We start from the raw sequence: 25,068 nt of genomic DNA on the forward strand, positions 1-25,068 counted from the left end.
GCTCAGGAGACCGTCCACACCTGGTTCGCGGCCCCCGTCCCGCCGAGCTGGGCGACCGGCGCCCCGCTCGCGGTCGAAGACCCGGACACCCCGATCGCGTGACCGCTGTTGATGTTCTGCAGGACGTACTGACTGCCGGTGAGGCTGCCCACCAGGTCCGCGGCCCATTGCTGGTTCGCCCCGCCGGTGCAGGTCCACTGCTGCAGCTGGATCCCGCTCGCCGTGGACCCGTCCGGCACGTCGAGGCAGAGCCCGCTGTTCACGTTGACCACCGTGAAGACGTTGTCGGCGAGCTTCGTCAACCGCCATTGCTGGTTGGCGCCGCCGTGCGCGGGCCATTGGATGATCTTGCCGCCGGTCGCGGTGGACGCTCCCGAAGCGTCCATCACCTGCGAGCTCCCGGCGTTCCTCAGCACGTGGGTGCCGTCGCTGGGCAGCCCCGAATTCGCCGACCACGTCCCCGCTTCGGTGTCGAGGGTCCAGCTCGGGTACTGGCCGAGGTTGACCGTCGTGCCGCGGATGGTGAGCGGGAGCCAGATCAGCGGCGAATCGCCCATGGCGTTGAACGTCCAGCGGTCCCCCGCGTAGATGTGGGTGGTCGCCGAGCTGCCCTGGACCGTGATGATGTTCGCGGTCTGGCTGTTGTAGGTCTTGGTGCCCGGCGCCGCGAAATTGCGGAACGGCGACCAGGGTCCGGCGAGCGACGTCGCGGTTGCGTACACGTTGTCGTTGGTGGCCCACCCGGTCAGGTGCGAGGCCAGCAGGTAGTAGATCCCGGCGACCTTGATCACGGCCGGGGACTCGAGGTTCGGCAACGTGGCCACCGCGCTCGCCACCGACGTGTAGTCGTCGGACAGCCGGTAGATGCGGAGGCTTCGACTGGCGTTCTCGCTCAGCAGGTACGCGGTGCCGTCGGTGTCCTGGAACAGGCCGATGTCACGGCTCTGGTTGCCCAGCGGCTGGAAGCTGCCCCGGTAGCTGTACGGGCCGCAGGGCGTGGGGCTGGTCGCTACTCCGACCCGCTGGTCGGAGTAGCTCGTGTTGTCGATGTGCAGGTACATCACGTACATCCGGGTGGTGGCGTTGTAGATGACCTTGGGCCGTTCGACGATGCGGTTCGGGCCGAGGTCGCCACTGCCCTGTCTCGTCAGCGCCATCCCCTGGTGGGTCCAGTTCGCCAGGTCGGTCGAGGTGTAGCACGGGATGTTCTGGAACGCGGTGTTCGCCGTGGTCTGGCCGGTCTTGTCCTCGCCGAACCCGTACCAGGTGGGACCGACCTTGACGATGCCGAGGCCGTGCAGCTGCAGCGCGCGGCCGGCGGTGTCGGTGCGGGTGACGCCGAGGGTGAACGTGCTCGTCGCCGCGTGCGCGCGTTGCGCGGGCACCAGAACGCCGGCCAGGACGGCGAGCAGAACGACGAGCAGGGTGAGCGGCGCGCTCGCCGGTCGCCTCGGGATCTGGTGCGGTGAGCCGGACATCGGGGCTCCTCGGATTTCGTCGGCGGTCGCACGGCTCGCCGGGCGTCGAACCGGTTCGCCGATAGGGTTTCCGGAATGGTAGGAGCCGACCGAGAGCAGGTCAACAAGGTCAGGGTTCGGCCTGCGGAAACGTCGTGTAACACCGGAAAATTACACCGCCACCTAGGTCATCGAACCGGTTCGAGCCATGTCGATCACCGCTGGCGCTGATCGTGCGGTGAAGACTGGTCTCATCACCACCTCAAGCGTGGAGCCGCCCGGCGGTGAGGTTGCGGTAGACGGGGCTGGTGCGTCGCAGTTCGTCATGGGTGCCGGCGGCGGTGAGCCGTCCGTGGTGGAGCACCAGGATGTGGTCGGCCATGCGGACGGTCGAGAGGCGGTGCGCGATGATCAGCAGCGTGCATTCGGTGGTCAGTTGGTCGATCGCCCGCTGGAAGGCGGCTTCGTTGGTGGCGTCCAGGTTCGAGGTCGGTTCGTCGAGCAGGAGCAGGCTGGGCCGGGGCAGCAGGGCTCTGGCGATGGCGATGCGCTGACGTTGGCCGCCGGACAGCCGGGTGCCGTGTTCTCCGACCGGGCTGTCCAGGCCGTGGGGTAGCCGGTGCACCAGGTCGTCGAGGTTGGCCAGCTCCAGCACCCGGCGGATGTCGTCTTCGCCGGCGTCGGGTGCGGCGTAGGTGAGGTTGTCGCGCAGTGAGCCGTGCAGGACCGGCGCGTGTTGCTCCACCAGCCCGATGCGGCCGCGGGTTTCGGCGAGGGTCAGCTGGGTGCGGCAGTCGTACCCGTCGATCAGGATCGAGCCGCGCTCGGGGTCGTAGAACCGTTCGATGAGGGCGATCATGGTGGACTTGCCGGCCCCGGACAGACCGACGAGGGCGGTTCGGGTGTGCCGGGGCAGCTGGAAGGAGACGCCTTGGAGAACGGGACGTCGGTCGTAGCGAAACCACACGTCGCGGAACTCCAGGGCCGCGTCGGTCGCGGGTGGGGTGGCTTCGGCGGGCGGGCTGTCGTGGTGTTGTTCGATGGGCAGGGCCATGGCGTCGTTGATGCGCGGGAGTGCGCCTTGACCGCGTTGGACCGTGCCGGCGGCGCTGAAGAGGGCGGCCAGCGGAGAGATCAAGTAAGTCATGTAGAGCAGGAACCCGACCAGGTCGCCGAGGGGAATGCTGCCGTTGGCGACGCGGATGCCGCCGATGATGAACACCAGGATCAGTGCGCCGTTGACGGTCAGCTGGGTGATCGGGCTGATGACGGCGCTGAGCTTGGCCGCCCGCACACCTTGGGTGCAGGCGGCTCGGGCGCTGCCGCCGATGCGGGTGGCTTCGCGGTCTTCCGCGCGGCTGGCGCGGACCGTGCACGTCACGGTCATGGCGCGTTCCAGGTCGGCGATCATGGCGCCGACGTCGTCCTGCGCGTGTTCACTCGCGCTGCGGATGCCGCGGAGGACGGTGGTGACGAGCGTGGTGCCCACCGCGATGGTGATCACGACGAGGCTGAAGAGCATCCAGTCGAGCCAGATCAGGAACGCGATGGCGCCGCCGACGGCGAAACCGCCGGTCACCATGGTGACCAGGCCGTAGGTCACCACATCGCGCAGCAGGGTGGTGTCGGTGCCCGCCCGGGAAATCAGATCGCCGATCCGCTGTGCGCGGTGCGTCCGGAGGCGCAGCCGGAGCAGGCGGTTGATGAGCCCGAGCCGCAGGCCGAGCACGATGCCCTCACTGGTGCGCTCCAGCAGGTACCGGCCGAGGCCTTCGGTGGCCGCCTGCGCGACGAAGACGGCGACCAGCCCGCCCAGCAGCCGGCCCAGGTCGCGCCCGTCGGCCGCGGCGTTGATCATCGCCATGGCCAGGACCGGCTGGAGCAACCGCAGGCCCGTCCCGAGCAAGGACAGCAGAATCGCCGCCGTCACCGGCCGTCCGTGGCCACGCGCGGTACGCAGCAGGTCCCGAAGCCGTACTCGCGGCGGCGGATCCGGCGTGCCGGGATCCGTGGTGCTGCCGGCCCGCTCGCCGTGGTGGCGGAGGGTCGCGGTCATGTCGTGGTGGCCTTCGCCCGGAACAGTTCGGAGTCCTGGTGGACGACGAGGTCGCCGTCGGCGTGCATCCGCCGGGCATGGGCGAGGAACCGCTCGCGGAACTCGGTGGCACGTTCGGCGGGCAGCCGATTGCTCGCGGAGAGCGCCGACATCAGCCGGTTCCACAGCGCCTCGGGGTCACCGAACCGTCTCGGGTGTTCGACGAGCCGACGTTCGACGGCGCCGAACCCGGCCTCGGCGAGCAACGCGGGGACATCGATGGGCGGGCGCGGGGTGTATTCCCGTGGACCAAGCTCGTCGACCATGTCGCGGAACCAATACCAGCGTTGTTCGAGCGGGCATTTCACCGAGGCGGCGAACGTTCCGCCGGGGGCCAGCACGCGGTGGATCTCGGTCACCGCGGCCGCCGGATCGTCGAGGATGTCGAGGACCCAGCCGGCGAGCACCACATCGAAGGAGCCGTCGGGGAGGCCAAGCCGGGTGACGTCCATGCGGCGGACGGTGATCTCCGGCAGGTCCGTCTGCAGCTTGCGCAGCATGTTGGGGGCCATGTCGATGGCGGTGATCCGGCAGCCCTTGGTCAGTGCGGGGCGGGCGACCGCGCCGGTGCCGCTGCCGACGTCGAGCAGCCGCAGGCCCGGAGCCAGACCCGCGAAGTCCGCCAAAGCCCGGCCAAGGCCTTCGACGACGGGAAGGTTCTCCTCGTAGCTGTCGGCGTCCCGGTCGAACCATTCCCAGTCCTTCATCGGGATTCTCCAGGGGCGCCGGCTGTGTCCGCGGTCGGTTGTGGTTGCCCGCGAGTGGGAACCCGCTGCAGCACGGTGTAGCCGAGCAGGACGTCGGCGAAGTCGTTGAGCACCGAGCCGTGCAGCTGGGTCCAGGCATGGAACTCGTGCGTGGGCAGGGCCGCGGTCTTTCCCCTGGCCACGATCACCTGGGCCGGCGAGCCGATGGCGTTGAGGTAGGTCGCCAAGGCGAACGAACGGGGCAGGCACAGGCCGTTGGGCAGGAGAACGCGGGCGACCAGCTGCGCGAAGAAGATCTCCCGGCGGGCGAGGCGGATCGCGGTGCCGTGATCGACTGCGGTCAGCGCCGCGGCGCCAGGCCCGGGACACAGCCGCTGCAGGTACGGGTACGCGCGCGGCCAACCGTGTTTGCGGTACGTCCACAATGCCCTGGCGGTGCGGGCCATCGCATACCGGCGCAGCCGCCACGGCACCGGCGGCGGCTGGGTGGCCGGGTCCGGGTCGGTGAGGAAGAACTCCCAGTCCGGTGTGCTCATCGGGACTCCCGCCGGGTTGCCGTGGCCAGGAGGGCACGACGGCCGAGTTCGGCGGTGAGGCTGTCCAGCCCGGCCCGCAACGTCTCGTCGGTGGCCGCGAACCGGTCCCGGAGCCGCGCGATCACCTCGTCGGCGGTGTCGTGGCGCAACGCGACCTGAAGGATGCAGGTGGCCGTCACGTTGAGGCTCAAGTAGACACTCTGGCGGGTGTCGAGGATGACACCGGCCTCATCGGTGTCATCGAAGACGGCGTGCTCAGCCAGTTGCAGCAAGGACACCGCGTTCTCCTTTCCCGGTGCGGTAGGTCTTGTTCTCGTGGCTGCGCAGGAACAGCTCCGTCATCGCCGAGGCGATCAAGCTCTGGGTGTTGCGCCGCAGCAGTGCCGGCTCGGACAGCACCCTGGCCAGCCGATCGGGATCGACCACTCCCCTGCGCACCAGCTCCGAATCCGGACGGCCGATCAGGCGGGCGAACACCTCGGGGTGGTTGAGCGCGTACGTCTTGTGCGGTGACTGCAGGTACAGCCGTCCGCACTTGCGCCAGACCTCTCCGGGCACCCGGCCGGACAGCGCGAGCCGCAGCACCGGCTTGGTGATCAACGCACCCTGGTGGGGCAACAGCCGGTACGCCTGCGGCAGCCGCGCGGAAAGCCGCCGGAGGTTCCGGTCGCCCAGCGGGTTCGCCAGCACCGTTCCCCGGGGACGCCACGAGGTGAGGTCCATCGTGTGTTCCCTGGTGGCGTACTCGAAGTCGAACCGGTCATCGGGCACGGTCAACGGCGTCAGGAAGTCCGTCCGCGGCGTGGTGTCCCCACTGGGCGCGGGCAGCCGGTTCAGCGCGCCCGACGGGGTGATGCTTTTAAGCAGGCGGGAAAGCTCCCACCGCGAGCTCACCAGCCCTTGGCACACGGCGAGCTTCTCCGGCAGGCTCACGTCGTCTCGCAGCAGGTTGTACAGGCCGTAGCCGGTACCGGGGCCGAAGATCATGTCCCCCTCGCGGCCCCAGGTCATCAGCCTGATGCCGTCGGAGTGAGCGCGTTCGGCGAGTTGCTCCAGCCAACGGAAGGCGTAGGCGGTGAAGGGATGCGGCAACACCCACTCTTCGGACAGGTAGCCGTCCCCGGTATCCACCTCGACCGGCACGAACGGCACTCCGAGACGCGCACAGACGGATCGGGCATTGCCGGACTCGTCGGCGAGCGGATCATCGCCGGCGTAGTGGTAGGCGACCACGTCGGCGCCGAGGTCGGCCAACGCGCACAGCACCGAGGCGGAATCCACGCCGCCGCTGAGCATGATCCCCACCCGGCCACTGGCCGCGTACGGCCGGACCGCGTCCAGGATCAGCTCGTACGTCAGCTCGGCGTACTCGGCCAGCGAAGTGCGCCGAGGCACGTCCAACGGGATGACGGGGTCGAAATCGACCTTGCTGATCCCGTGCCGGTCGGCGATCACGACTTCGCCCGGACGCACCGGGGTCACGTTGCGGTAGATGAAGTGCTGGTCGCTGCGGCAACAGCGCCAGATGGCCGCCAGGTCGAACTCCTCGCACCCCTCGTCCAGCAGATCGGTCGGATCTGTCGACCACCGGAACGACGCACCGCTCCGCCGGTACATCAGCCCTTCGACGCTGCTCATGTTGCGGAACAGGTACACCCTTTCCGGCGTCACCAGTACACCGGCCAGATCTCCCGGCACCCGCCGCAAATCGGCGTAACGGCCATCCCGCAACGCGACGGCGATATCCCGCACCCACTCCGGTGAAACCGGCCCCGTCACCACGCCGGACAGGAGAAGGAATTCTTGGTCGCCCGGCTGCGCCGGCACCGTGTTCGCGGCCGGGTGCAACCATTGCACCGCCTGACCGCCGGTGGCCGGCGCCGGACGATTCCCGAACGGGACCGCCGCATAGCCGACCCGGGCCGGGCCGGCACCAAAGTCAACACGGCCATAACAGCCGAGGTAATCCGCGACAGCGACCGGAACACCATTCACCTGCGACCCCTGTTCCGTTCACGTCCTCGAAACGAGGATCGGTTGCGCCGGAAGCCTTCCTCCCCAGGGAACACCCGGGGAGGAAGGGGTGGACATCCTTAGATCAGCGCGTTCTGGTGGGGAGAGTCGGGCAGCAGGAGATCGCCGTGCGCAGTAAGCTCCTCAACCGCACCCAACTCCGTGATCGTCGGCTCTTCGAACGGCCGTTTCTCGTCCACGATGTATTCCTTCCCTGGGTTTTATCGTTCGATGCGCTCAAATAGCGCACCGGGTCGCCAATTCTAGGTAGCCCCCACCAGTGCGGCGACCGATAACAGAGTGAAGCAACAGCTGAACTGACGACATGAAAGAGTCGTTCAGGTCGTCGGATGTGGTGAATGGGTCATTCACCACACCGCCGCGCCGTCCATTCGGCGCACGTATCAGCCGGCTTCGTGCAGTTCGGCGTCCAGGATGGTCCGTTTGGCCACCACGTGGCCGCGGTGCATCTTGACAAGGAGGTCGACGGCGCCCACAGCCGCGGCTTTCCTGACGACCTCCGCTTTCAAGCAGAAGTACTACGTGGCCGACTCGGTCCAGCGCGTGCACAGCGCTCGTGGAACTCGGCGCGGACCCAGCCGGGGCGCAGTGCCGTCACTCCGCCGATCGTGTTTGTCCATCAACAGGAGGAAACACCGTTGGTGATTGGCTGTCCGGAAATATCGATGGCAGGCGAAGTTGTGCCATCGCGATTGACCCTTACGGACGGGAAAGATGGACGCTAAGGTCTCGCCGCGTGGTGCGATCCGGCTCCGCACCCCTGAAGTCCCTGTCTCCGACCGCCCCACGAGGACCTGATCGATGCCAGTGCACTTACCCGCTCACAGTCAGGCGGAACGCCTGCCGGGGGGTCGAGCCCTCTTCGTCCTGCCGGCCGCGATCGTCATCACCGGCGGAGTGTGGTGGTGGATGACAGCCGGCGTGTCCGCGGCGGACCGGACGTTCGTGGCCTGGTACGGCGGAGTGGCTGCCGCCGTGGTCTGTGCGGCGGTCACGCTCGCCGCGTACGGCACGCAGGCCGCCCGCCACTACCGGGGCCGGATCGCGGCGCTGGACGCGGAGGTCGCCCGCCTGGCCGACGACACGCTGCCCGCCGTGGTCCGGCGGGTGCGTGACGGGGCGTCGGCGGAGACCGCCCTCGCCGAACTGCCGAGCTCGACCGGCGACGCGCACCGGCGGCTGCTGGAGACGATCGCGCAGGAGATCAGCCGCGGTGAGCGGAGACGCGCGGCCACGACGGCGGCCTGCGCCAACGCCGCCGGGCGCGTCCAGGCACTGGCCACCAGCATGCTGGCCGACCTGCGGGAGATGGAAGGCCGCCACGACGAGAAGGTCCTCGGCGACCTGCTCGCCCTCGACCACAGCACCGCGCAGGCCGGCCGCCTGGCGGACAGCATCGCGGTGCTGACCGGAGCGCGGTCCGGCCGTCGCTGGACCAAGCCGATCGTGATGGAAAGCATCCTGCGCGGAGCGATGGGGCGCATCAGCGCCTACCAGCGCGTGCGGACGCACTCGACCAGCACCGTCGCGGTCGCCGGGTACGCCGCCGAAGGGGTCATGCACGCCCTGGCGGAACTGATGGACAACGCCACCAGCTTCTCCCCTCCGTCGGAGGACGTGCACGTGTACGTCGAGGAGGTGCACGCGGGTGTCGTCGTCACGATCGAAGACAGCGGTCTCGTCATGGGTCCCGCGGCACTCGAGCGGGCGGTGCGGGCGGTGTCCGCCGAGCCGCTGGACCTGACCACGCTGTCCGGTACCCGGCTGGGCCTGGCGGTGGTGGGGTGCCTGGCGCGCAAGCACGGGTTGACCGTGCACTTCCGGCCGTCCGCGCGGGGCGGCACCGGAGTGGTGGTCATGATCCCCCGGCTCCTGATCACCCAGCCCGAACCGGCAGCTCCGCCGGTCACGCCGAGCCCGGCGAAGGGGGACACGCCACCCGCCGTCGTGTCCACAGTGGAGAGTGCATCGTCCGGGCTGCCGCAGCGCCGTCGCGGGCAGACGCTGGCGGCCGCGCCCAAGCCGGTACCGCCGCCGGCGAGTCCCGCCCCGGCTCGCGCCGACGCCGGGGCGAAGTTCAAAGCGTTCCACGCGGCCGGCCGGGGAACCCGCCCTTCCGCTCCTTCGGAGGACAGCCGATGAACACCACGGAGCACGATCTCGACTGGCTGCTGGAGAACCTCCGGAGCAGGACGCCAGGCACCCGGCACGCCCTGGTGCTGTCCAAGGACGGCCTCAAGCTCTGCCACACCCGCGAGCTCACGATCGACCAGGCCGACCAGCTGGCCGCCATCGCCTCGGGCATCCAAAGCCTGGCGTACGGGACGTCCATCGAGTTCGGCGACGGTACCGGCGGTGTGCGCCAGTCGATGACGGAGTTCCACGGCGGGATGCTGTTCATCGTGGAAGCCGGCGCCGGCGCCCACCTCGCCGTGATCGCCGCCGACGACGCGGACGTGGGCCTCATCGGCCACAACATGAACGAGCTCGTCGAGCAGCTCGGCGAGTACCTGACCGCCCCGCCCCGTCCCCAGCAGCACACCGCGGCCGGGTGACATGACCCGGGAACACCTCCACCGCGAGGACCCGGACCGGTTGTACACCGTCACCGGCGGGCGCAGCCGCGCGGACGAGAGCGCGCTGGACCTGGTGACGCTGATCGTGAGCGAAGGCGATCCGGTCCCGGGCATGCAGTCCGAGCACGTCAAGATCCTGCGCCTGTGCCGCCACCCGACGGCGATGGTGGAGATCTCCTCGGAACTGGGCCTCCCGGTGAGCGTCGTGAAGATCCTCTTGTGCGACCTGCTCGACACCGGCCGGATCACCGCCCGCCACCCGTCCTCGGCTCCCGCCGACGCCGAGCTGCCCGATCTCGAAACCCTGAAGCAGGTACTCGTTGGACTGCAGAAGCTCTGACCAGGACGTCCGCACCCCGCTGCCGAGCACCGCCAGGGACGGGCTGAAGATCGTGATCGTCGGCGGGTTCGGGGTCGGCAAGACGACCATGGTCGGTTCGGTCAGCGAAATCCGGCCGCTGAGCACCGAGGAAACCATGACGCAGGCGGGCGTCGGGATCGACGACGGCGCCTCGCCCGGCAAGACCACCACCACGGTCGCGTTCGACTTCGGGCGGATCAGCCTGAACGAGCACCTGGTGCTGTACCTGTTCGGCGCACCGGGCCAGGAGCGGTTCTGGTTCCTCTGGGATCGCCTGTTCGCCGGGACGCTGGGCGCCGTCGTGCTGGTGGACACCCACCGGCTGGCCGACTCCTGGTACGCCATCGACCGCCTCGAACACCACGGGACGCCGTTCATCGTCGCCCGCAACAACTTCGGCGAACCGGAACACAGCCTGGACCAGGTGCGCCACGCGCTCGACCTGCCCGACGGCGTGCCGCTGATCGACTGCGACGCCCGGCGGCGCGACTCCAGCAAGGCCGTCCTACTTTCCCTCGTCCACCACCTCTTCGCCCTGTCCTCGGCACGGGAGACCACGCCATGAGCACCCTCCGATCCGCAGCCGCCACGCCGTTGTCCGGGCCGCGGTTCCAGCAGACGTCCGCGGATCTCTACACGGAGATGCGGCGCACGCACGGGCCGGTCGCCCCGGTCCTGCTCGACGGGGACGTGCCGGCGTGGCTGGTGCTGGGCTACCGCGAAGTGCAGTACGTCGTGAGCAATCCGGAGGTCTTCGGGCGCGACTCGCGGCGCTGGAACGCCTGGGACCGCGTCCCGCCCGACTGGCCGCTGCTCCCGCTGCTGGCCCACCAGCCCACGATGATGTTCGCCGAGGGCGCCGAACACCGGCGACGGGCCGAGGCGCTCGACGAGGCACTCGGCGCCGTCGACCAGTTGGAGCTGGGTGCGCGGGCCCAGCAGGTGGCCGATCAGCTCATCGACGCCTTCGCCGGCAGCGGTGAGGCCGACCTGATCACCCGGTACGCCGACGGGATACCGCTGCCCGTCGTCGCCCGGATGATCGGCGTGCCGGACGCGGAAACCGCCGACCTGGTGCGGGACGTCTACCGGACGCACGCCGCCGGCGAGGGCGCGAACGAGGCCTACGCGCGCGTCCGGGAAAAGGTGCGGCGCCTGGTCGGCTCCAAGCGGAGCCACCCCGGGCCGGACCTCACGTCGCGGCTGCTGACCCACCCGGCCGCGCTCGCCGACGAGGAGATCACCGAGGATCTGCTCCACCTGATGAACGCGGGCCAGCTGCCCACCGCCTACTGGATCGGCAACACCCTGCGGCTGATGCTCACCGACGACCGCTTCGCGATGACGCTGTCCGGCGGACGCCGGAGCGTCGGCCAGGCGCTGAACGAGGTGCTCTGGGAGGACACGCCGACCCAGAACTTCCCGGGCCGGTTCGCCGTGCACGACCTCCGGCTGGGCGGCAGGCAGATCCGCACGGGCGACCTGCTCATCCTCGGGCTCGCCGCGGCCAACCAGGACCCGCTCGTCCGGCCGGTCCCGCAGGCCTCGACCGGCAACCAGGCGTACCTGTCGTTCAGCCACGGCGAACACCGGTGCCCGTACGCCGCACAGGAGATCGCCAAGGTCATCGCCGAGGCGGCGATCGAGGTCCTGCTCGACCGGCTCCCGGACGTCGAACTGGCGGTGCCGGCCGGCACGCTGGCCTGGCGGCCGTCGCCGCTGTTCCGCGGCCTGGCGGCGCTGCCGGTGAAGTTCACGCCGGCCTGGTGATTCCCCCGGCTCGCGGATAGCCCGCGCGCCGGGACCGTGGGATTCTGGCGACTCACCAGGCGGGGAGCCGGAAATGGGCGGATTGCGGCGGTATCGCACAGTGGTGTCCGACAGCGCGTTGTGGGACCGCTTCCGCTTCCGCGCCGGGGACATCGTGCTCAGCACGCCACCGAAGTGCGGCACGACGTGGCTGCAGATGCTGTGCGCGCTGCTGGTCTTCGACACCACCGAACTTCCCCGGCCGCTCACCGAGCTCTCCCCGTGGCTGGACGCGACCACGTACGACACCGCGGCGATCCTGGCCGACCTCGAGAGCCGGTCACACCGGCGGTTCGTCAAGACGCACACCCCGCTCGACGGCCTGCCGTTCGAGGAAGGGGCGACCTACGTCTGCGTCGGGCGTGACCCGCGGGACGCCATGCTGTCGTTCGACCACGCGGTGGCCAACATCCACCCCGACGCCATCACCGCGGGCGGCCTCCAGGTCGTCGCGCCGCCCCCGGCCGATCCGCTCGAACGGTTCCGGCTGTGGGCGGACGCGGAACCCGCGCCCGAGTCGGCCTCGTTCGGCGTGAGCTTGGCGAACCTGGTCCACCACGTGCGGACGTTCTGGGACCGCCGCGACGAGCCGCAGGTGGCGCTGTTCCACTACGCGGACCTCAACGCGGACCTGCCCGGCCAGCTGCGACGCCTGGCGACCGCGCTCGCGATCGACACCACTCCGCAGCGGCTCGAGCAGCTCGCCGCCGCGGCGACGTTCGACCGCATGCGGAGCCGGGCCGACGAGCTGGCCCCCGGTGTCGACGCGAAGCTGTGGCGCAGCAACAAAGCGTTCTTCCGGTCGGGGACCAGCGGCCAGTGGCGCGAGCTGCTCGATTCCGCCGCCGTCGACCACTACCACCGGCGCGTGGCCGAGCTGGCCCCGCCCGACCTCGCTTCGTGGCTTCATGCGGGCTGGTCGAATCGCGCTGACGCTTGACGGCCGCTTTACCCACGACCGCTTTAGCCACGGCCGCTTTACCCACGGCACCGGGACTTCCGGGCAAACATCGATCTCCTCTCGTCATCACCCGACGGTGTGGTGTTAACTGACGCGGCAAACAGAGAGCGTTTCCCCCACTCGGCTGCGACGGCACAAAGCAGTACCGGTTCGCCCGCCTCGTCCCGGAAGGCCGTTTTCGATGCGAGTGTCCGCCCCGCTGTCGTCCGGTCAGCAGCGCCTCTGGACCGTTTCCCAGCTGGACGGGGCGGGAGCGGCCTACAACGAGACCATGGCGTTCACGCTGCGCGGGCCGCTGGACCGCGCGGCGCTGCAGCGGGCGTTCGACGCGCTCGCCGACCGGCACGAAGCGCTGCGGACCCGGATCGTCGTCGAAGACGGCAGGCCGGTGCAGGTGGTCGAACCACCCGGCCACGGGTTTCCGTGCGTCGTCACCGACCTCGCCGGGCGGCCGGGTGAAGCGGCCGATCTCCGGCGTGCCGAGGCGTTCGAGCCGTTCGATCTCGCGCGGGCGCCGCTGGCACGGGCACGGCTGCTGGCCGGGGCCGGGGTTGAGGCTGGGGCGCCGCCCCCCGATCTCCACGCTACCGGGGAGCACCGACAGTTTCGGGGCGACGACCGGGGCCGAGGCGGCGGCGAGGACCACGTTCTGCTGATCACCGTGCACCACGTCGTCTTCGACGGGTGGTCCCGCAGCCTGCTGCTGCGCGAACTCGGCGTCCTCTACGCCGCTCAGCTGAGCGGTGCGGAAGCCGATCTGGCGCCCGCTCGGCCGTACCGCGAACACGCCCTGGCGCAGCAGGACTGGCTGGCCGGCGCCGGTCCGGCGCCGCACGAGGCCTACTGGCGGGAGCGGCTCGACGGCGTGCCGCCGGTGCTGGAGCTGCCCGCCGACCGGCCGCGGCCGGCCCGGCAGGACTTCCGCGGCGCGCGGGTGCCCGTTTCGCTCGGGCCGGACCTCACCGCGAGGCTGAAGGCGGTGGCGCGCGAGCACGGCGGCACGCTCTACTCCACCATCCTGACCTGCTGGTCCCTGCTGCTATCCCGACTTTCCACGCAAACTGACATCGTTGTCGGCGTCCCCACGGCCAACCGCGGCGCCGCCGGCGAGTACCCCGGCACGCTCGGGTTCTTCGTCAACACCCTGGCCGTGCGTGCCGAGCTGTCCGGTTCCCGCACCGGAGCCGTCCTGCTCAAGGAGGTCCGCGCCGCCCTGCGGGGTGCGATCGAGCACGCCGAGCTGCCGTTCGAACGGGTCGTCGAGCTGGTGAACCCGCCGCGCAGCCCGGCGCACACCCCGCTGTTCCAGACGATGTTCGCCTGGGTGCCGACCCAGCACGACCTCCTGGAGCTGCCGGGCGTGACCGTCGAACCCCTCGACGTCGAGCACGCCCCCGCGAAGTTCGACCTCGCTCTCGGCCTCGCCGACGAGAACGGCGACGTGCTCGGGCACCTCGACTACGCCGTCGCCCTCTTCGACCACCCGACCGCCGAGCGGTACGCGCGCTACCTCGTCCGGCTGCTGGAGCAGCTGGCCACGCGGCCCGGCGCCGACATCGCGAGTTACGAGCTGCTCGACGACGCCGAACGCCACGAGATCCTCACCGCCTGGAGCACCGGTCCGCGGCCGCGACGGCGTCCCGGCGGGCTCGTCGACCGGTTCACCGGCCACGCCGACGCCACCCCGGACGGCCCCGCGCTCGTCTGCGACGGCCGGACGCGCACCTACGGCGAGCTGGACCGCCGCAGCACGAAACTGGCGAACGCCCTGCGGGCGCGCGGGGCGGGCCGCGGCCGGGTCGTCGGCGTCCTCAGTGGACGGTCGGCGGACCTGGTCACCGCCGTGCTGGCCGTGCTGAAGACCGGGGCCGCCTACCTCCCGCTCGACCCGGCCCAGCCGGCCGCCCGGCGGGCGGCGATGGTCGAGGACGCGGGCCCGGTGCTGGTCCTCGGCGACGACGCCGGCGACCTCGAAGCCGAAGGCGACGAGATCCGGCGACCGGTCACGACCGAGCCCGGCGACCCGGCCTACGTGATCTACACCTCCGGCTCGACCGGGCGCCCGAAGGGGGTCGCCGTCACCCACCACAGCGTCCTCGCCCTCTTCGACCAGTGGCTCGACCGCTTCGGGGCGACGCCCGGTGAAGCCACGTCGGCGTGGTCGAGCATCGGTTTCGACGCCTCGGTGCACGAACTACTGCTGCCCCTGACCACCGGTGCCGTGCTGCACGTCGTGCCCGAGGACGTCCGGCCCGACCCGGCCGCGCTGATGGCGTGGCTCCGGGAGCACCAAGTGGTCCAGGCCTTCCTGCCACCCGCGTACGTCCGGTGGATCGACGAAGACCCCGCCCGCGTCCACGGGCTCGCGCTGCGGCAGCTGCTGACCGGCGTCGAACCCCTGCCGGAGGCGGCGCTCGCCCGGCTCGCCGCCGCCTTGCCGGGCCTGCGGATCTGCTTCGGCTACGGGCCGACCGAAGCCACGCTCTACGCGACCGCGCACTTCGACCCGCGGCCACGGGACCGCCCGGCGCCGATCGGACGGCCGCTGCCCGGCTCGCGGCTGTACCTGCTGGACGAGCGGCTGCGTCCGGTGCCGCCGGGCGTCGTGGGCGAGGTCTTCCTGGCCGGCGACTGCCTGGCCCGCGGGTACCTGCACCGGCCGGGGCCGACCGCCGAGCGGTTCGTCGCGGACCCCTTCGTGCCCGGCGAACGCATGTACCGCACCGGAGACCTGGCCCGGTGGCTTCCCGACGGGGACGCCGAGTACGCCGGTCGTCGCGACGACCAGATCAAGCTGCGCGGGTTCCGCATCGAACCCGGCGAGGTCACGGCCGCGCTGCTGGCCGTGCCCGGCGTCCGGGAGGCCGCCGTGCTGGTGGACCGCGAAGGCGAACCGCGGCTCGTCGCCGGGGTCGCCGGCGGCAGCCGGACCCCGCACGAGTGGCGGGCCGCGCTGGCCGGCCGGCTGCCGGACTACATGATCCCGTCGGTGTTCGCCGAGTTCGACCGGCTCCCCTTGAGCCGCAGCGGCAAGCTCGACCGCGACGCCGTCCTGGCGCACGCCCGCACGAGCGCGCCCGGCAACCCGGTCAACACCGCCGCCCCGCGCGACCACGTCGAGCTGGCCCTGCTGCGGATCTGGCGTGACCTGCTGCTGCACCCCGCGATCGGCGTCTCGGACGGATTCTTCGACGTCGGCGGCACGTCGATCTCGGCGATCAAGCTGGCCCACGCCATCGGTGCGGAGTTCGGCCGCGAGCTGCCGATCCGGGACGTCATCCTGCACCCGACCATCGAGGCGCAGGCCGCGCTGCTGCGCGCGGACCACCCGTCCGGCGGCGGCAGCCTGATCGAACTCCGCCGCGGCGACGGGCAGGCCCGCGTCGTCTGCGTGCACCCGGCGGGCGGCACGGCGTTCTGCTACCTGCCGCTCAGCGCCGCCCTGCCCGAGGACGCCGGGGTTCTCGGGATCCAGTCCCCCGGGCTCAACGCCGGCGAAGAGCCACTGCCGAGCGTCGAAGCGATGGCCGAGGAGTACCTGCGGCTCGTCGACCCGCGGCCGTCGGAGACTCTCGTCCTCTGTGGACTGTCCTACGGCGGTCTGGTCGCCTACGAGATGGGCCGCCGGCTCGCCGGGCACCACCCGCGCGTCAGCGTGGTCCTGCTCGACACCACCGCCACCGACGACCCGGCCGCGCGGGCGGCGATCGAGCCGGTGCCCGCGGCCGAGTTCCGCGAAAAACTGGTCCGCTTCAACGGGATGTACCCCGGGATCGAGGACGCGCAGATCGAGCGCTACCACCGCACGTACAACCACAACCGGCTGACCGCGCGCGAGCACGACCCCGGTGAGACGGCGGCACGGGTGATCTTCGTGCAGGCCGTCGGCGAGGACACCGTTCCCGGCACCGCCGAGTTCTGGCGCCGCCGCGTCCGCGGCGAGTTCGAGGTCGTCCCCGCGGACTGCGGGCACTGGGACATGCTGGAGAGCGACGCGCTGCCGCTGGTCGCCAAGGTCATCACCCAAGAGATCAGCACGGCCGAGCTGGCGGCCCGATGACCTCGATCGCCCGCCGCGTCCACGACCGGGCCCTGCGGCACCCGGACGCCCTCGCCGTGTCCGACGGCGCCCGCCGCCTCACCTACGCCGAGCTGAACGCGGGAGCCGCCGCCGTCGCGGAATCGTTGCGCCGCCGGGGCATCCGCCCGGGTGACGCGGTCGCCGTCGGCCTGCCGCGCTCGGCGGAGCTGATCCAGGTCATGCTGGGCGTGCTGCGGCTCGGCGGCCAGGTCGTGCCGCTGGACCGGCAGAGCCCGCCCGCGCGCCGCGACGGCATCCTCGCCGACGCGGGCGCGGCCGCCGTCGTCCACGACGGGCTGCCGGGCCTGCCGCCGCTGTCCCCCGCCGAACTCCTGGCGCCGGCCGCGGAAGCCGGTGTGCCCGAAGCGCCCGGGCCGGCGTCGTTCCTCTTCTCGACCTCCGGCACGACCGGGCGGCCGAAGGGCGTCGAGGTCCGCGACGCCGGGGTCCTGCGGCTGGCCGAACCCGGCTGGCTCGACATCGGCACGCGGTTCGCCTGCCTGGCCAACCCCGCGTTCGACGCCATCAGCTTCGAGGTGTGGGTGCCGCTGCTGACCGGCGGCACGTGCGTGATCCTCGACGACGACACCGTCCGCGACCCGCAGGCGTTCGCCGACGCGCTGGTCCGGGAACGCATCGACACGATGTTCGTGACCGCGACGCTGTTCAACGCGGTCGCCGAGACCGTGCCGGGCAGTTTCGCCACCGTCCGCCGGGTCGTCATCGGCGGCGAGCAGCTCAACGCCCCGCTGATCCGCCGCTGGTACCGGGCCAACCCGGACTCGCCGACGCGGCTGCAGAACGGCTACGGCCCGACCGAAACGACGACGTTCGCGCTCAGCTACGCCATCCCCCGCGGCTTCGACGGCGATGTCGTGCCGATCGGCCGTCCGCTGCCCGGCACCGGCGCGGTCGCGGTGACACCGGACGAGCGCGTGGCCGCCGAAGGCGAGGTCGCCGAGCTGTACCTCTCCGGAGCGGGCGTCGCCCTCGGCTACCGCGGCCTGCCCGCGGAGACCGGGCGGCGGTTCGTCCGGCTGCCGTGGCTGGACGAGGGCCGCGCGCGGTTCTACCGCACCGGCGACCTGGTGCGCGTGCTGCCGGGCGGGCGGTATGCCTACGTCGGACGCACCGACCGGCAGGTCAAGGTCCGCGGGTTCCGGATCGAGCCGGGTGAGCTGGAGCAGCGGCTGCTCGCCCACCCAGAGGTCCGGCAGGTCCACGTGGCCGTGCGCCGCGCGGCCACCGCCGAGCTGCTCGCCTTCGTCGTGGCGGGTGAGCTGTCCTTCACCGCGTTCGAAGCGCACTTGGCCGAGACGGTGCCGGCCTACATGCGCCCGCACCACGTGTTCCGCGTCGGCGAGCTGCCCCGGAACGCGAACGGGAAGGTCGACGAAGCCGCGTTGCTGGCGGGCGGGTTCCCGCCGTGGCGGCCGGACACCGGTGGCGACGCGACGCCGTGGGAGCGCGAAGTCCTCGATGTCGTCACGGAGACCCTCGACGTCCCGGATCTTCATCCCGGCGACACGTGGCTGCGGTCCGGCGGCGACTCGCTCAAGGCGTTGCGGCTGCGGTTCGCCATCCGCGAGCGCTGGGGTGCGGACCTGGCGCCGTCGGTGGTGCAGCGCGGGACCTTCGCCGAGCTCGCCGCGGCGATCTTGGGGGCGGGGCGCGCGGCCTACCCGGAGCCGGGCGCACCGACCACCGCGGCCACCGCACCCGCCACCAGTGAGCAGCAGCGGCTTTGGCTGGTGCAGCAACGAAATCCCACATCCACGGCGTACCACGTGCCGCTCGCCTTCCGGCTCACCGGCGCCCCTGACCTCGAGGCCCTGCGCCGGGACGTGCGCGGCCTGGTGGCGCGGCACCCGGCGCTGCGCACCGCGTTCGAGGCCACGACCGACGGCCTGCGGCAGGTGACGAAACCGGCGTACGACCCGTGGACCGAGCCGTCCGGCGGCTTCTTCACCGCGCCCTTCGACCTCGCCTCGGGCCGGCTGCTGCGCGCGGCCTGGCGTCCCGATGGCACGTTCCTGCTGTGCCTGCACCACATCGCGGTCGACGGCTGGTCGCTCAACGTCCTCTTCCGCGAGCTGTCCGGCGCGGCACCACGACCGGACGCGCCCACACCACTCGACTTCGCCGCCTGGCAGGCCCGCTGGTTCGCCTCCCCCGGCTACCGCGCCCAGCTGACCGGGCGCTCCGACGACGCCGAGCCGCTCGCCGAAGCATCCCTGGCCGGGCGGCTGCACACGACTCGCCTCGACCGCGAGCGCGTCGACGAGTGGGCTGCCGAGCTGGGCCTGACGCGGTTCCAGCTGCTGCTCGGCGTGTTCGCGTGGAGTCTCTACGCGGTGACCGGACGGACCCGGCCGCGGATTGCCGCGCCGGTGGCGAACCGGCCGGTACGAGCCTTCGAAGACAGTGTCGGGATGTTCGCCAACACCGTGCGGGTCCCGCTTTCCGTGGACCCGGACGAGGATCTGGACACCCAGCTCCGGCGGCTCGGCGCAGCGTCGGGAGCGGCCCTGGACCAGCAGGACGTCGCCTTCGCCGATCTGGACCCCGGCTACGCGGCCTTCGACTACCTGTTCGTCCTGGAGAACACCGACTTCGGCGCACTGAGCCTGCCCGGCTGCTCGGTCAGTCCACAGTGGATCGAGGCGGCCGAGGCGAAGTGCGCGCTCACGCTGTCGGTCGTCGAACGCCCCGACGGCTTCGACTGCCTGTGGGAATACGGCGAAGGTCACTTCACCGAAGCCGAGGCGGCGGCGCTCGGCGAAGTCTTCGACCGCGCCTTGCACGGCGACGCCCGGACTCCGGGCCGCCACGACCACGGCCGTGGCGCCGACGCCGAGCTGACGTGGGAGACCGTGGCCGAAGGCTTCGCGCGTCAGGTCGCGCGGACGCCCGACGCCCCGGCGCTGACCGGCGACACGACGCTGACCTACGCCGAACTGGACGCGCACGCCGCCCGGCTCGCCGCCACCCTGCCCACGGACGCCACGGACATCGCGCTGTACTTCCGGCCGTCCGCCGAACACGTCGTCGCGCTGCTCGCCCTCGCGCGGCTGAACATCACCGCCGTGCCGCTGGATCCCGCGTACCCGCCGGAACTGCTGCACGCCATGCTCGAGCGGGTCCGGCCGCGCTGCGTGCTGCTCGCGCCGGGGGAACCGTTCGAGACCGACGTCGAGCGGCGGTACGTCACGCTCACCGGCGGGCCGGTGCCGGACGTGCCGGCCCGCCGCGCCGGACGGCCGCTCTACACGCTGTTCACCTCGGGCTCGACCGGCGTGCCGAAGGGCGTGCGCGTCCCGGACCGCACGCTGGCCAACCTGCTGCAGTGGCAGGACGCACCGCCGGCGGCAACGCAGCAGTTCTCGATGCTGTCGTTCGACGTGTCCTTCCAGGAGATCTTCACGACGCTGTGCGGCGGTGGCCGGCTGCACCTGATCCGCCCGGAGTGGCGGCACGACGTCCCGGCCCTGCTGGCGCAGCTGGACACCGCCGGCATCGAGCGGATCTTCCTGCCGTACGTCGCCCTGCAGCTGCTCGCCGAGCACGGCGTCCGGCTCGGCCGGTACCCGGCGCGGCTGCGGGACGTGGTCACCGCGGGCGAGCAGCTGGTGTGCACGCCGTCGATCCGCCGGTGGTTCGCCGGGCTGCCCGGCGCGCGCCTGCACAACCACTACGGGCCGACCGAAACGCACGTCGTCAGCGCGCTGACCCTCGACGGCGATCCCGCGGGCTGGCCCGACCGGCCCGCCATCGGCCGTCCGGTGGCGAACGCGGTCCTGCGGGTCGCCGACGCCGCGGGCGCGCCCCTGCCGCCGGGGCAGGCCGGCGAGCTGCTCATCGGCGGTCTTCCGGCGAACCGCTGCTACCTCGGCGAAGCGGCTTCGGAGAAGTTCGCCGAACTGCCGGAGCTGCACTACCGCACCGGCGACCTCGCGCACTTCGACCGCGCCGGGCTGCTGCACTTCGACGGCCGCGCCGACCGGCAGGTCAAGCTCAGCGGGCACCGCCTGGAACTCGGGCAGGTCGAGGCCGCGCTGCTGCGGCACCCGGACGTCGTCAACGCGGTCGTCGCGGTCGAGGACGGCAGGCTGACCGCGGTCCTGGAGTGCCGCCGGACGCCGCCGGCTGCCGAGCTGACGGATTTCCTGCGGCCGCTGCTGCCGCCGCACGCGCGGGTGGACCGCTTCCGCGTCGTCGGCGCCCTGCCGCGCACGCCGAGCGGGAAGCTGGACCGGGACGCCGCTTCCCGGGTGCCGGGGACGGACCTCCACCGGACGGCGGCCCGGCCGGCGGGCGAGCTCGCGGCGTTGTTCGAGGAGGTGACCGGTTCACCGATCGGTCCCGACGAGACGTTCTTCGCCGCCGGCGCCGGCTCGCTGGCGCTGATGCGGTTTCACCTGCGCTGCGCCGAAGCCGGGTACCGGTTCACCGTGGCGGACCTCTTCGAGCACGTCACCCTGCGGGACCTGACGCGGCACCTCGAGCGCGGCCCGGCCGCGGCCACCACGGCTGCCCGGCCCGCGGCCGGCGAGCCGGTGGCCGTCGTCGGCATGGCGGTGCGGCTGCCCGGCGCACGGGACCTGGCCGCGTTCTGGGACCTGGTCGTTTCGGGTCGCCGGGGCATCGAGGAGTTCCCGGCCGCCGAGGGCCTGGTCGGCGCGCGCAGCCTCCTGGCCGATCCACTGGCGTTCGACCCCGGGTACTTCGGGATCAGCCACCGCGACGCGGCGCTGATGGACCCGCAGCAGCGGCAGCTGCTGATGGCGTGCGTGGAGGCGTTGTCGCACGCCGGGCTCAGTTCGGGGGCCGGCGTGGGGCTGATCGCGGGCTGCGGCGAGAACACCTACTTCCAGCAGATGCTGCGCGAGGCCGACCCGGCGGCGCTGCCCGACGGCTTCCAGCTGGCCCTGCACCACGAGAAGGACTTCCTGGCGACGAAGGTGGCGTACCACCTCGACCTGACGGGCCCGGTGCTGACGACCCAGACGGCGTGTTCGAGTTCGCTGGTCGCGGTCCACCAGGCGGCGGCGATGCTGCGCGGCGGCGAGGCGGAGGTGATGCTGGCGGGCGGGGTGCTCGTCGACGTCACCCTGGCCGAGGGGTACCGGTACCGGCCGCAGCACATCTTTTCGGCGGACGGGCACTGCCGTCCGTTCAGCGACGACGCGGACGGCACGGTGGGCGGCAGCGGCGTCGGCGTGGTGGTGCTGAAGCCGCTTTCGGCAGCTCGTCGCGACGGCGACACGGTGTATTCGGTGATCACCGGCTCCGCACTGACGAACGACGGCGCGGTGAAGCAGGGCTACAGCGCACCGTCCCCGGCGGGCCAGCGCGCGGCCATCCGGACCGCACTGCGGCGGGCCGGCCGCTCGGGCGCCGACGTCGGCTACGTGGAGACGCACGGGACCGGAACCCGCCTCGGCGACCCGATCGAGGTCGCGGCCCTGCGCGAGGCGATGCCCGACGCGGCGGGCTGCGCGTTGTCGTCGGTGAAGAGCCAGCTCGGCCACCTGGGCGCGGCGGCCGGGGTGGTGGGCTTGATCCGCGCGACGCTGGCGGTGTTCCACGGCGTGCTCCCGCCGACGGTGGACTTCCGCGCGCCCAACCCGGCACTGGACCTGGGGCCGTTCCGGGTGCCGACGCGGGCGGAGCCGTGGCCGGCCGGACCGCGGGTGGCCGGGGTGAGCAGCTTCGGCATCGGCGGGACGAACGCCCACGTGGTCCTGGAGCCGGTCCGCCCGGTGCCACCCGCACGCCCGGACCCGGCGCGGTGCCTGGTGCTGTCGGCCCGCAGCGCAGCGGCCCTGCGGCTCGACGCGGCCCGCGTGGCGGCGTACCTGACGGCCCACCCGGCGTCCTATGTGGACGTACTCCGGCACCTGCAGTCAGGCCGCCCGCACGCCCGCTGGCGCATGGCGGCACCCTGCGAGGACGCGGCCGCAGCAGTCGAGTGGCTGCGCACGGCCGAGCCCCAGGAGGCCGAGCTTTCACGTGAAAGTGCCGCTTGGGGCGCCGAGCGGTCCGGCGCCGAGGTGGCTACTGCCTGGGTGGGCGGGGCTTTCGTTGACTGGGGCCCGTCCCCCGCCGCCGCACCGTGGGACTTTCCGCCGCCCGCTTTTGCCGTGCGGGACTTCGACTTCGCGCGGAAGGCCGCCGTCGTGCGGGTGCCCGAACGGGCGTGGCTGCACCAGCCCACCTGGGTCCGGCTCCGGCGGGCGGCAGCCTCCGGCCGCCGAGCCGATCGCGTGCTCGTCATCTCCGGGGAGGGTCCGCTGACCGCGCCCGCCCTCGACGCCGCCTACCCGCGCGTCGTGCGGGTGCACGCGGCCGGCCACTTCACCCGCCGGGGCCCCGACGCCTTCGAGGCCGACCCCGGCAACGCCGCCCACCTCCGGCAGGTCCTCGACGCCCTGCCGGACCGCGAAATCGACTGGCTCCACACCCTCCCCCTCGGCGTCACCGGCCCCGTCGGCGAGCCGTCGCTGAACCAGGCACGCCGGGCCTGCCTCGACACCCCGGCCGCCCTGCTCCGCGCCGGCCACGACCGTCTGCTCAGGACGTGGTGGGTCTCCGCCGGTGCCGTGCCCGCGAACACCGCCGTCACCCGCCCCGAAGCCGGGCTGCTCGCCGGGATCACCGCCGTCGGCCCGCAGGAAAGCGGGGTACCGGGCCACTGGGTCGACCTCCCCGGCCCGGCCCTCGACCCCCTCGCCGACCTGCTCACCGGGCCGGCCCCACCGGCACGCGTCGCGCTGCGCGCCGGTTTCTGGTGGACGCAGGACAGCGCCCCCGTCGAGGCCGGCGAGCCCGTCCCGGCGGACGGCACCCACCTCGTCCTGGGCGGCACCGGCGGCATCGGCACCGCGGTCGCCGAAGAGCTGCTGACCCGCACCGGCGGCCGCGTCGTCCTGCTCGCCCGCCGCCCCTTCCTGCCCGAGGCGCTCAAACCGTGGGCCGGCCGCGTCGACCTGCTCGCCGCCGACCTCACCACCGTCACCGCCGACGCGATCCCCGGGCCCCTCACCGGGATCGTGCACGCGGCCGGGGTCCCCGACGGCGGCCTGATCGTCACCCGCGGCGAAGGCACGCAATCCGTGAAGCTCGCCGGTGCCCTGCTCACGGAACAGCTCATCGAACGCGACCGGCCCGCCTTCGCCGTCTACTGCTCGTCGCTGTCCGCGCAGTTCGGCGGCACCGGTCAGCTCGACTACGCCGCCGCCAACGGGTTCCTCGACGCCCTCGCCCACCGCGACGGCCCGACCGCCCGGCTCGCCATCGGCTGGGACGTCTGGCGCGACAGCGGCATGGCCGTCACGGCGCTGGAGACCGACGCCCGGCACCAGGCGCACCTCGCCGTCGGCCTGAGCGACGACGAGGGCAGGCGCACCTTCGCCCGCGCGCTGGGGTCCGGGCTGCCGCAGCTGCTCGTCGCGACGACCGGCCTCGACGCCGCACGGGCGTTCCACGAGCGGGACACCACCCCGGCGGCCAAGCCGGCCGAAGCGGACCTGACCGAGGAAGTCCGCGCCCTGCTGGGGGTCGCCGAGCTCGACCCCGACGTCCCGCTCTACGACCTCGGCGCCGACTCCCTGACCCTGCTGGACGTCGTCGACTCGGTGAAACGCCTCTACGGCGTCGACCTCGACCTCGCCTGGCTCGGCCCGGAGGTCACGATGTCGGCGTTGCTGGCCCGGCTGGAGACCGCCGCCGACACCGGCGAAGTGGTCGTGCAGGTCTGGCGCGAAGGGACCGGCGACGACGTCGTGTGCCTCGTGCACCCGATCGGCGGGGACGTCCACGCCTACCGCCCGCTCGTCGAGGCGCTGGATCCGGCACTCGGCGTCTGCGTGATCGCCGACCCCGCGCTGAGCCGTCCGGAACCACCCGGGTGGTCCATAGCAGACCGGGCCCGGCGCTACCACACCGCGCTGCGAACGCAGTTCCCCGGCCGCACCTGGCAGCTGGCCGGGTGGTCGTTCGGCGCCTGGGTCGCGGCCGGCGTGGCCGCCGAGGCCGAGGCGGCCGGGCAGCCGGTGCGGGCACTGCACCTCATCGACCCGCCGCCGCCCGGGGCGAGCGCCGCGGACTACAGCGGCGCGCAGCTGGAGACCGTCTTCGAGCGCGAGCTGGGTGCCTCCGGCGGCACCGCGGGCGAGCACGCCCGGCGGCTCGCCCGCGCCTGCCGGGCCAACCTGCGCAGCATGGCCGGGCACGCGCTGCCCCGGCTGGCCGCGACGCCCAGCCACGTCTGGCTCGCCGCCGAACCCGAGCCCGGCCTGCCGGTGGCCGACCGCGCCGGCTGGCGCGCCCTGCTGCCCGAGCCCAGCCACTGGCACGAACTGCCGGCCACCCACTACGGCGTCGTGCGCACCCCGCACGTCGGCGCGGTGGCCGCGGCCATCGCACGGTGAGACCCACGGAGGAACGGAA

15 protein-coding genes are annotated in these 25,068 nt (G+C 72.2%); 8 read left to right on the forward strand and 7 right to left on the reverse strand.

The features are described 5' to 3' along the window. Positions 1-2: 2 nt before the first annotated feature. The 7 genes from ACLJQE_RS32970 to ACLJQE_RS33000 all read right to left on the reverse strand — a co-directional run bounded on the left by ACLJQE_RS32970 (position 3) and on the right by ACLJQE_RS33000 (position 7,338). Complete coding sequence (locus ACLJQE_RS32970; RefSeq protein ID WP_410643437.1) at positions 3-1,478, reverse strand: RICIN domain-containing protein; 1,476 nt, start codon at positions 1,476-1,478, stop codon at positions 3-5. Positions 1,479-1,719: 241 nt separating this feature from the next. After that, positions 1,720-3,513, reverse strand: coding sequence for an ABC transporter ATP-binding protein (locus ACLJQE_RS32975; RefSeq protein ID WP_410643438.1), 1,794 nt, complete (start codon positions 3,511-3,513; stop codon positions 1,720-1,722). Then, positions 3,510-4,259 (reverse strand): class I SAM-dependent methyltransferase, encoded by a 750-nt coding sequence (locus ACLJQE_RS32980; protein WP_410643439.1) that lies wholly within the window; start codon positions 4,257-4,259, stop codon positions 3,510-3,512. The genes ACLJQE_RS32975 and ACLJQE_RS32980 overlap by 4 nt, the downstream gene beginning before the upstream one ends. Continuing rightward, positions 4,256-4,795, reverse strand: coding sequence for a lasso peptide biosynthesis protein (locus ACLJQE_RS32985; protein ID WP_410643440.1), 540 nt, complete (start codon positions 4,793-4,795; stop codon positions 4,256-4,258). Before ACLJQE_RS32985 ends, ACLJQE_RS32980 begins: the two co-directional genes overlap by 4 nt. Continuing rightward, on the reverse strand, positions 4,792-5,073 hold the full coding sequence (locus tag ACLJQE_RS32990; protein ID WP_410643441.1) for a PqqD family protein: 282 nt from the start codon (positions 5,071-5,073) through the stop codon (positions 4,792-4,794). The genes ACLJQE_RS32985 and ACLJQE_RS32990 overlap by 4 nt, the downstream gene beginning before the upstream one ends. Continuing rightward, positions 5,051-6,652, reverse strand: coding sequence for an asparagine synthase-related protein (locus ACLJQE_RS32995; RefSeq protein ID WP_410643442.1), 1,602 nt, complete (start codon positions 6,650-6,652; stop codon positions 5,051-5,053). Before ACLJQE_RS32995 ends, ACLJQE_RS32990 begins: the two co-directional genes overlap by 23 nt. Before the next feature lie 560 nt (positions 6,653-7,212). Continuing rightward, positions 7,213-7,338, reverse strand: coding sequence for a hypothetical protein (locus ACLJQE_RS33000; RefSeq protein WP_410643443.1), 126 nt, complete (start codon positions 7,336-7,338; stop codon positions 7,213-7,215). 400 nt (positions 7,339-7,738) lie between these two features. Between ACLJQE_RS33000 and ACLJQE_RS33005 the strand changes: the two genes are divergently transcribed. From ACLJQE_RS33005 to ACLJQE_RS33040, 8 genes are all read left to right on the forward strand, one after another. Continuing rightward, on the forward strand, positions 7,739-8,971 hold the full coding sequence (locus ACLJQE_RS33005; protein ID WP_410643444.1) for a sensor histidine kinase: 1,233 nt from the start codon (positions 7,739-7,741) through the stop codon (positions 8,969-8,971). Next, positions 8,968-9,384, forward strand: coding sequence for a roadblock/LC7 domain-containing protein (locus ACLJQE_RS33010; RefSeq protein ID WP_410643445.1), 417 nt, complete (start codon positions 8,968-8,970; stop codon positions 9,382-9,384). The genes ACLJQE_RS33005 and ACLJQE_RS33010 overlap by 4 nt, the downstream gene beginning before the upstream one ends. A gap of 1 nt (position 9,385) precedes the next feature. Beyond that, a complete protein-coding gene (locus ACLJQE_RS33015) occupies positions 9,386-9,745 on the forward strand; it encodes a DUF742 domain-containing protein (RefSeq protein WP_410643446.1) in 360 nt (119 codons plus the stop codon). 52 nt (positions 9,746-9,797) lie between these two features. Next, entirely contained in the window at positions 9,798-10,331 is a 534-nt protein-coding gene (locus ACLJQE_RS33020) for a GTP-binding protein (protein WP_410643577.1), read from the forward strand. Next, a complete protein-coding gene (locus tag ACLJQE_RS33025) occupies positions 10,328-11,536 on the forward strand; it encodes a cytochrome P450 (protein WP_410643447.1) in 1,209 nt (402 codons plus the stop codon). The genes ACLJQE_RS33020 and ACLJQE_RS33025 overlap by 4 nt, the downstream gene beginning before the upstream one ends. 73 nt (positions 11,537-11,609) lie before the next feature. After that, positions 11,610-12,515 (forward strand): sulfotransferase domain-containing protein, encoded by a 906-nt coding sequence (locus tag ACLJQE_RS33030; protein ID WP_410643448.1) that lies wholly within the window; start codon positions 11,610-11,612, stop codon positions 12,513-12,515. A 202-nt stretch (positions 12,516-12,717) separates the two neighbouring features. Next, positions 12,718-16,596, forward strand: coding sequence for a non-ribosomal peptide synthetase (locus tag ACLJQE_RS33035; protein ID WP_410643449.1), 3,879 nt, complete (start codon positions 12,718-12,720; stop codon positions 16,594-16,596). Continuing rightward, entirely contained in the window at positions 16,593-25,049 is an 8,457-nt protein-coding gene (locus tag ACLJQE_RS33040) for an amino acid adenylation domain-containing protein (RefSeq protein WP_410643450.1), read from the forward strand. Before ACLJQE_RS33035 ends, ACLJQE_RS33040 begins: the two co-directional genes overlap by 4 nt. Positions 25,050-25,068: the final 19 nt, after the last annotated feature.

Origin of the sequence: Amycolatopsis sp. lyj-346 (assembly GCF_046548975.1) — a bacterium.
In the GTDB taxonomy this organism is placed as follows: domain Bacteria; phylum Actinomycetota; class Actinomycetes; order Mycobacteriales; family Pseudonocardiaceae; genus Amycolatopsis.

Excerpts from the sequence above, each read along its gene's own strand:
- ACLJQE_RS32985 (WP_410643440.1), bottom strand. The coding sequence starts at position 4,795 with ATGAGCACACCGGACTGGGAGTTCTTCCTCACCGACCCGGACCCGGCC.
- ACLJQE_RS32975 (WP_410643438.1), bottom strand. The coding sequence starts at position 3,513 with ATGACCGCGACCCTCCGCCACCACGGCGAGCGGGCCGGCAGCACCACG.
- ACLJQE_RS33005 (WP_410643444.1), top strand. The coding sequence starts at position 7,739 with ATGACAGCCGGCGTGTCCGCGGCGGACCGGACGTTCGTGGCCTGGTAC.
- ACLJQE_RS33025 (WP_410643447.1), top strand. The coding sequence starts at position 10,328 with ATGAGCACCCTCCGATCCGCAGCCGCCACGCCGTTGTCCGGGCCGCGG.
- ACLJQE_RS33015 (WP_410643446.1), top strand. The coding sequence starts at position 9,386 with ATGACCCGGGAACACCTCCACCGCGAGGACCCGGACCGGTTGTACACC.
- ACLJQE_RS32980 (WP_410643439.1), bottom strand. The coding sequence starts at position 4,259 with ATGAAGGACTGGGAATGGTTCGACCGGGACGCCGACAGCTACGAGGAG.
- ACLJQE_RS33040 (WP_410643450.1), top strand. The coding sequence starts at position 16,593 with ATGACCTCGATCGCCCGCCGCGTCCACGACCGGGCCCTGCGGCACCCG.
- ACLJQE_RS33030 (WP_410643448.1), top strand. The coding sequence starts at position 11,610 with ATGGGCGGATTGCGGCGGTATCGCACAGTGGTGTCCGACAGCGCGTTG.
- ACLJQE_RS32970 (WP_410643437.1), bottom strand. The coding sequence starts at position 1,478 with ATGTCCGGCTCACCGCACCAGATCCCGAGGCGACCGGCGAGCGCGCCG.
- ACLJQE_RS33035 (WP_410643449.1), top strand. The coding sequence starts at position 12,718 with ATGCGAGTGTCCGCCCCGCTGTCGTCCGGTCAGCAGCGCCTCTGGACC.
- ACLJQE_RS33010 (WP_410643445.1), top strand. The coding sequence starts at position 8,968 with ATGAACACCACGGAGCACGATCTCGACTGGCTGCTGGAGAACCTCCGG.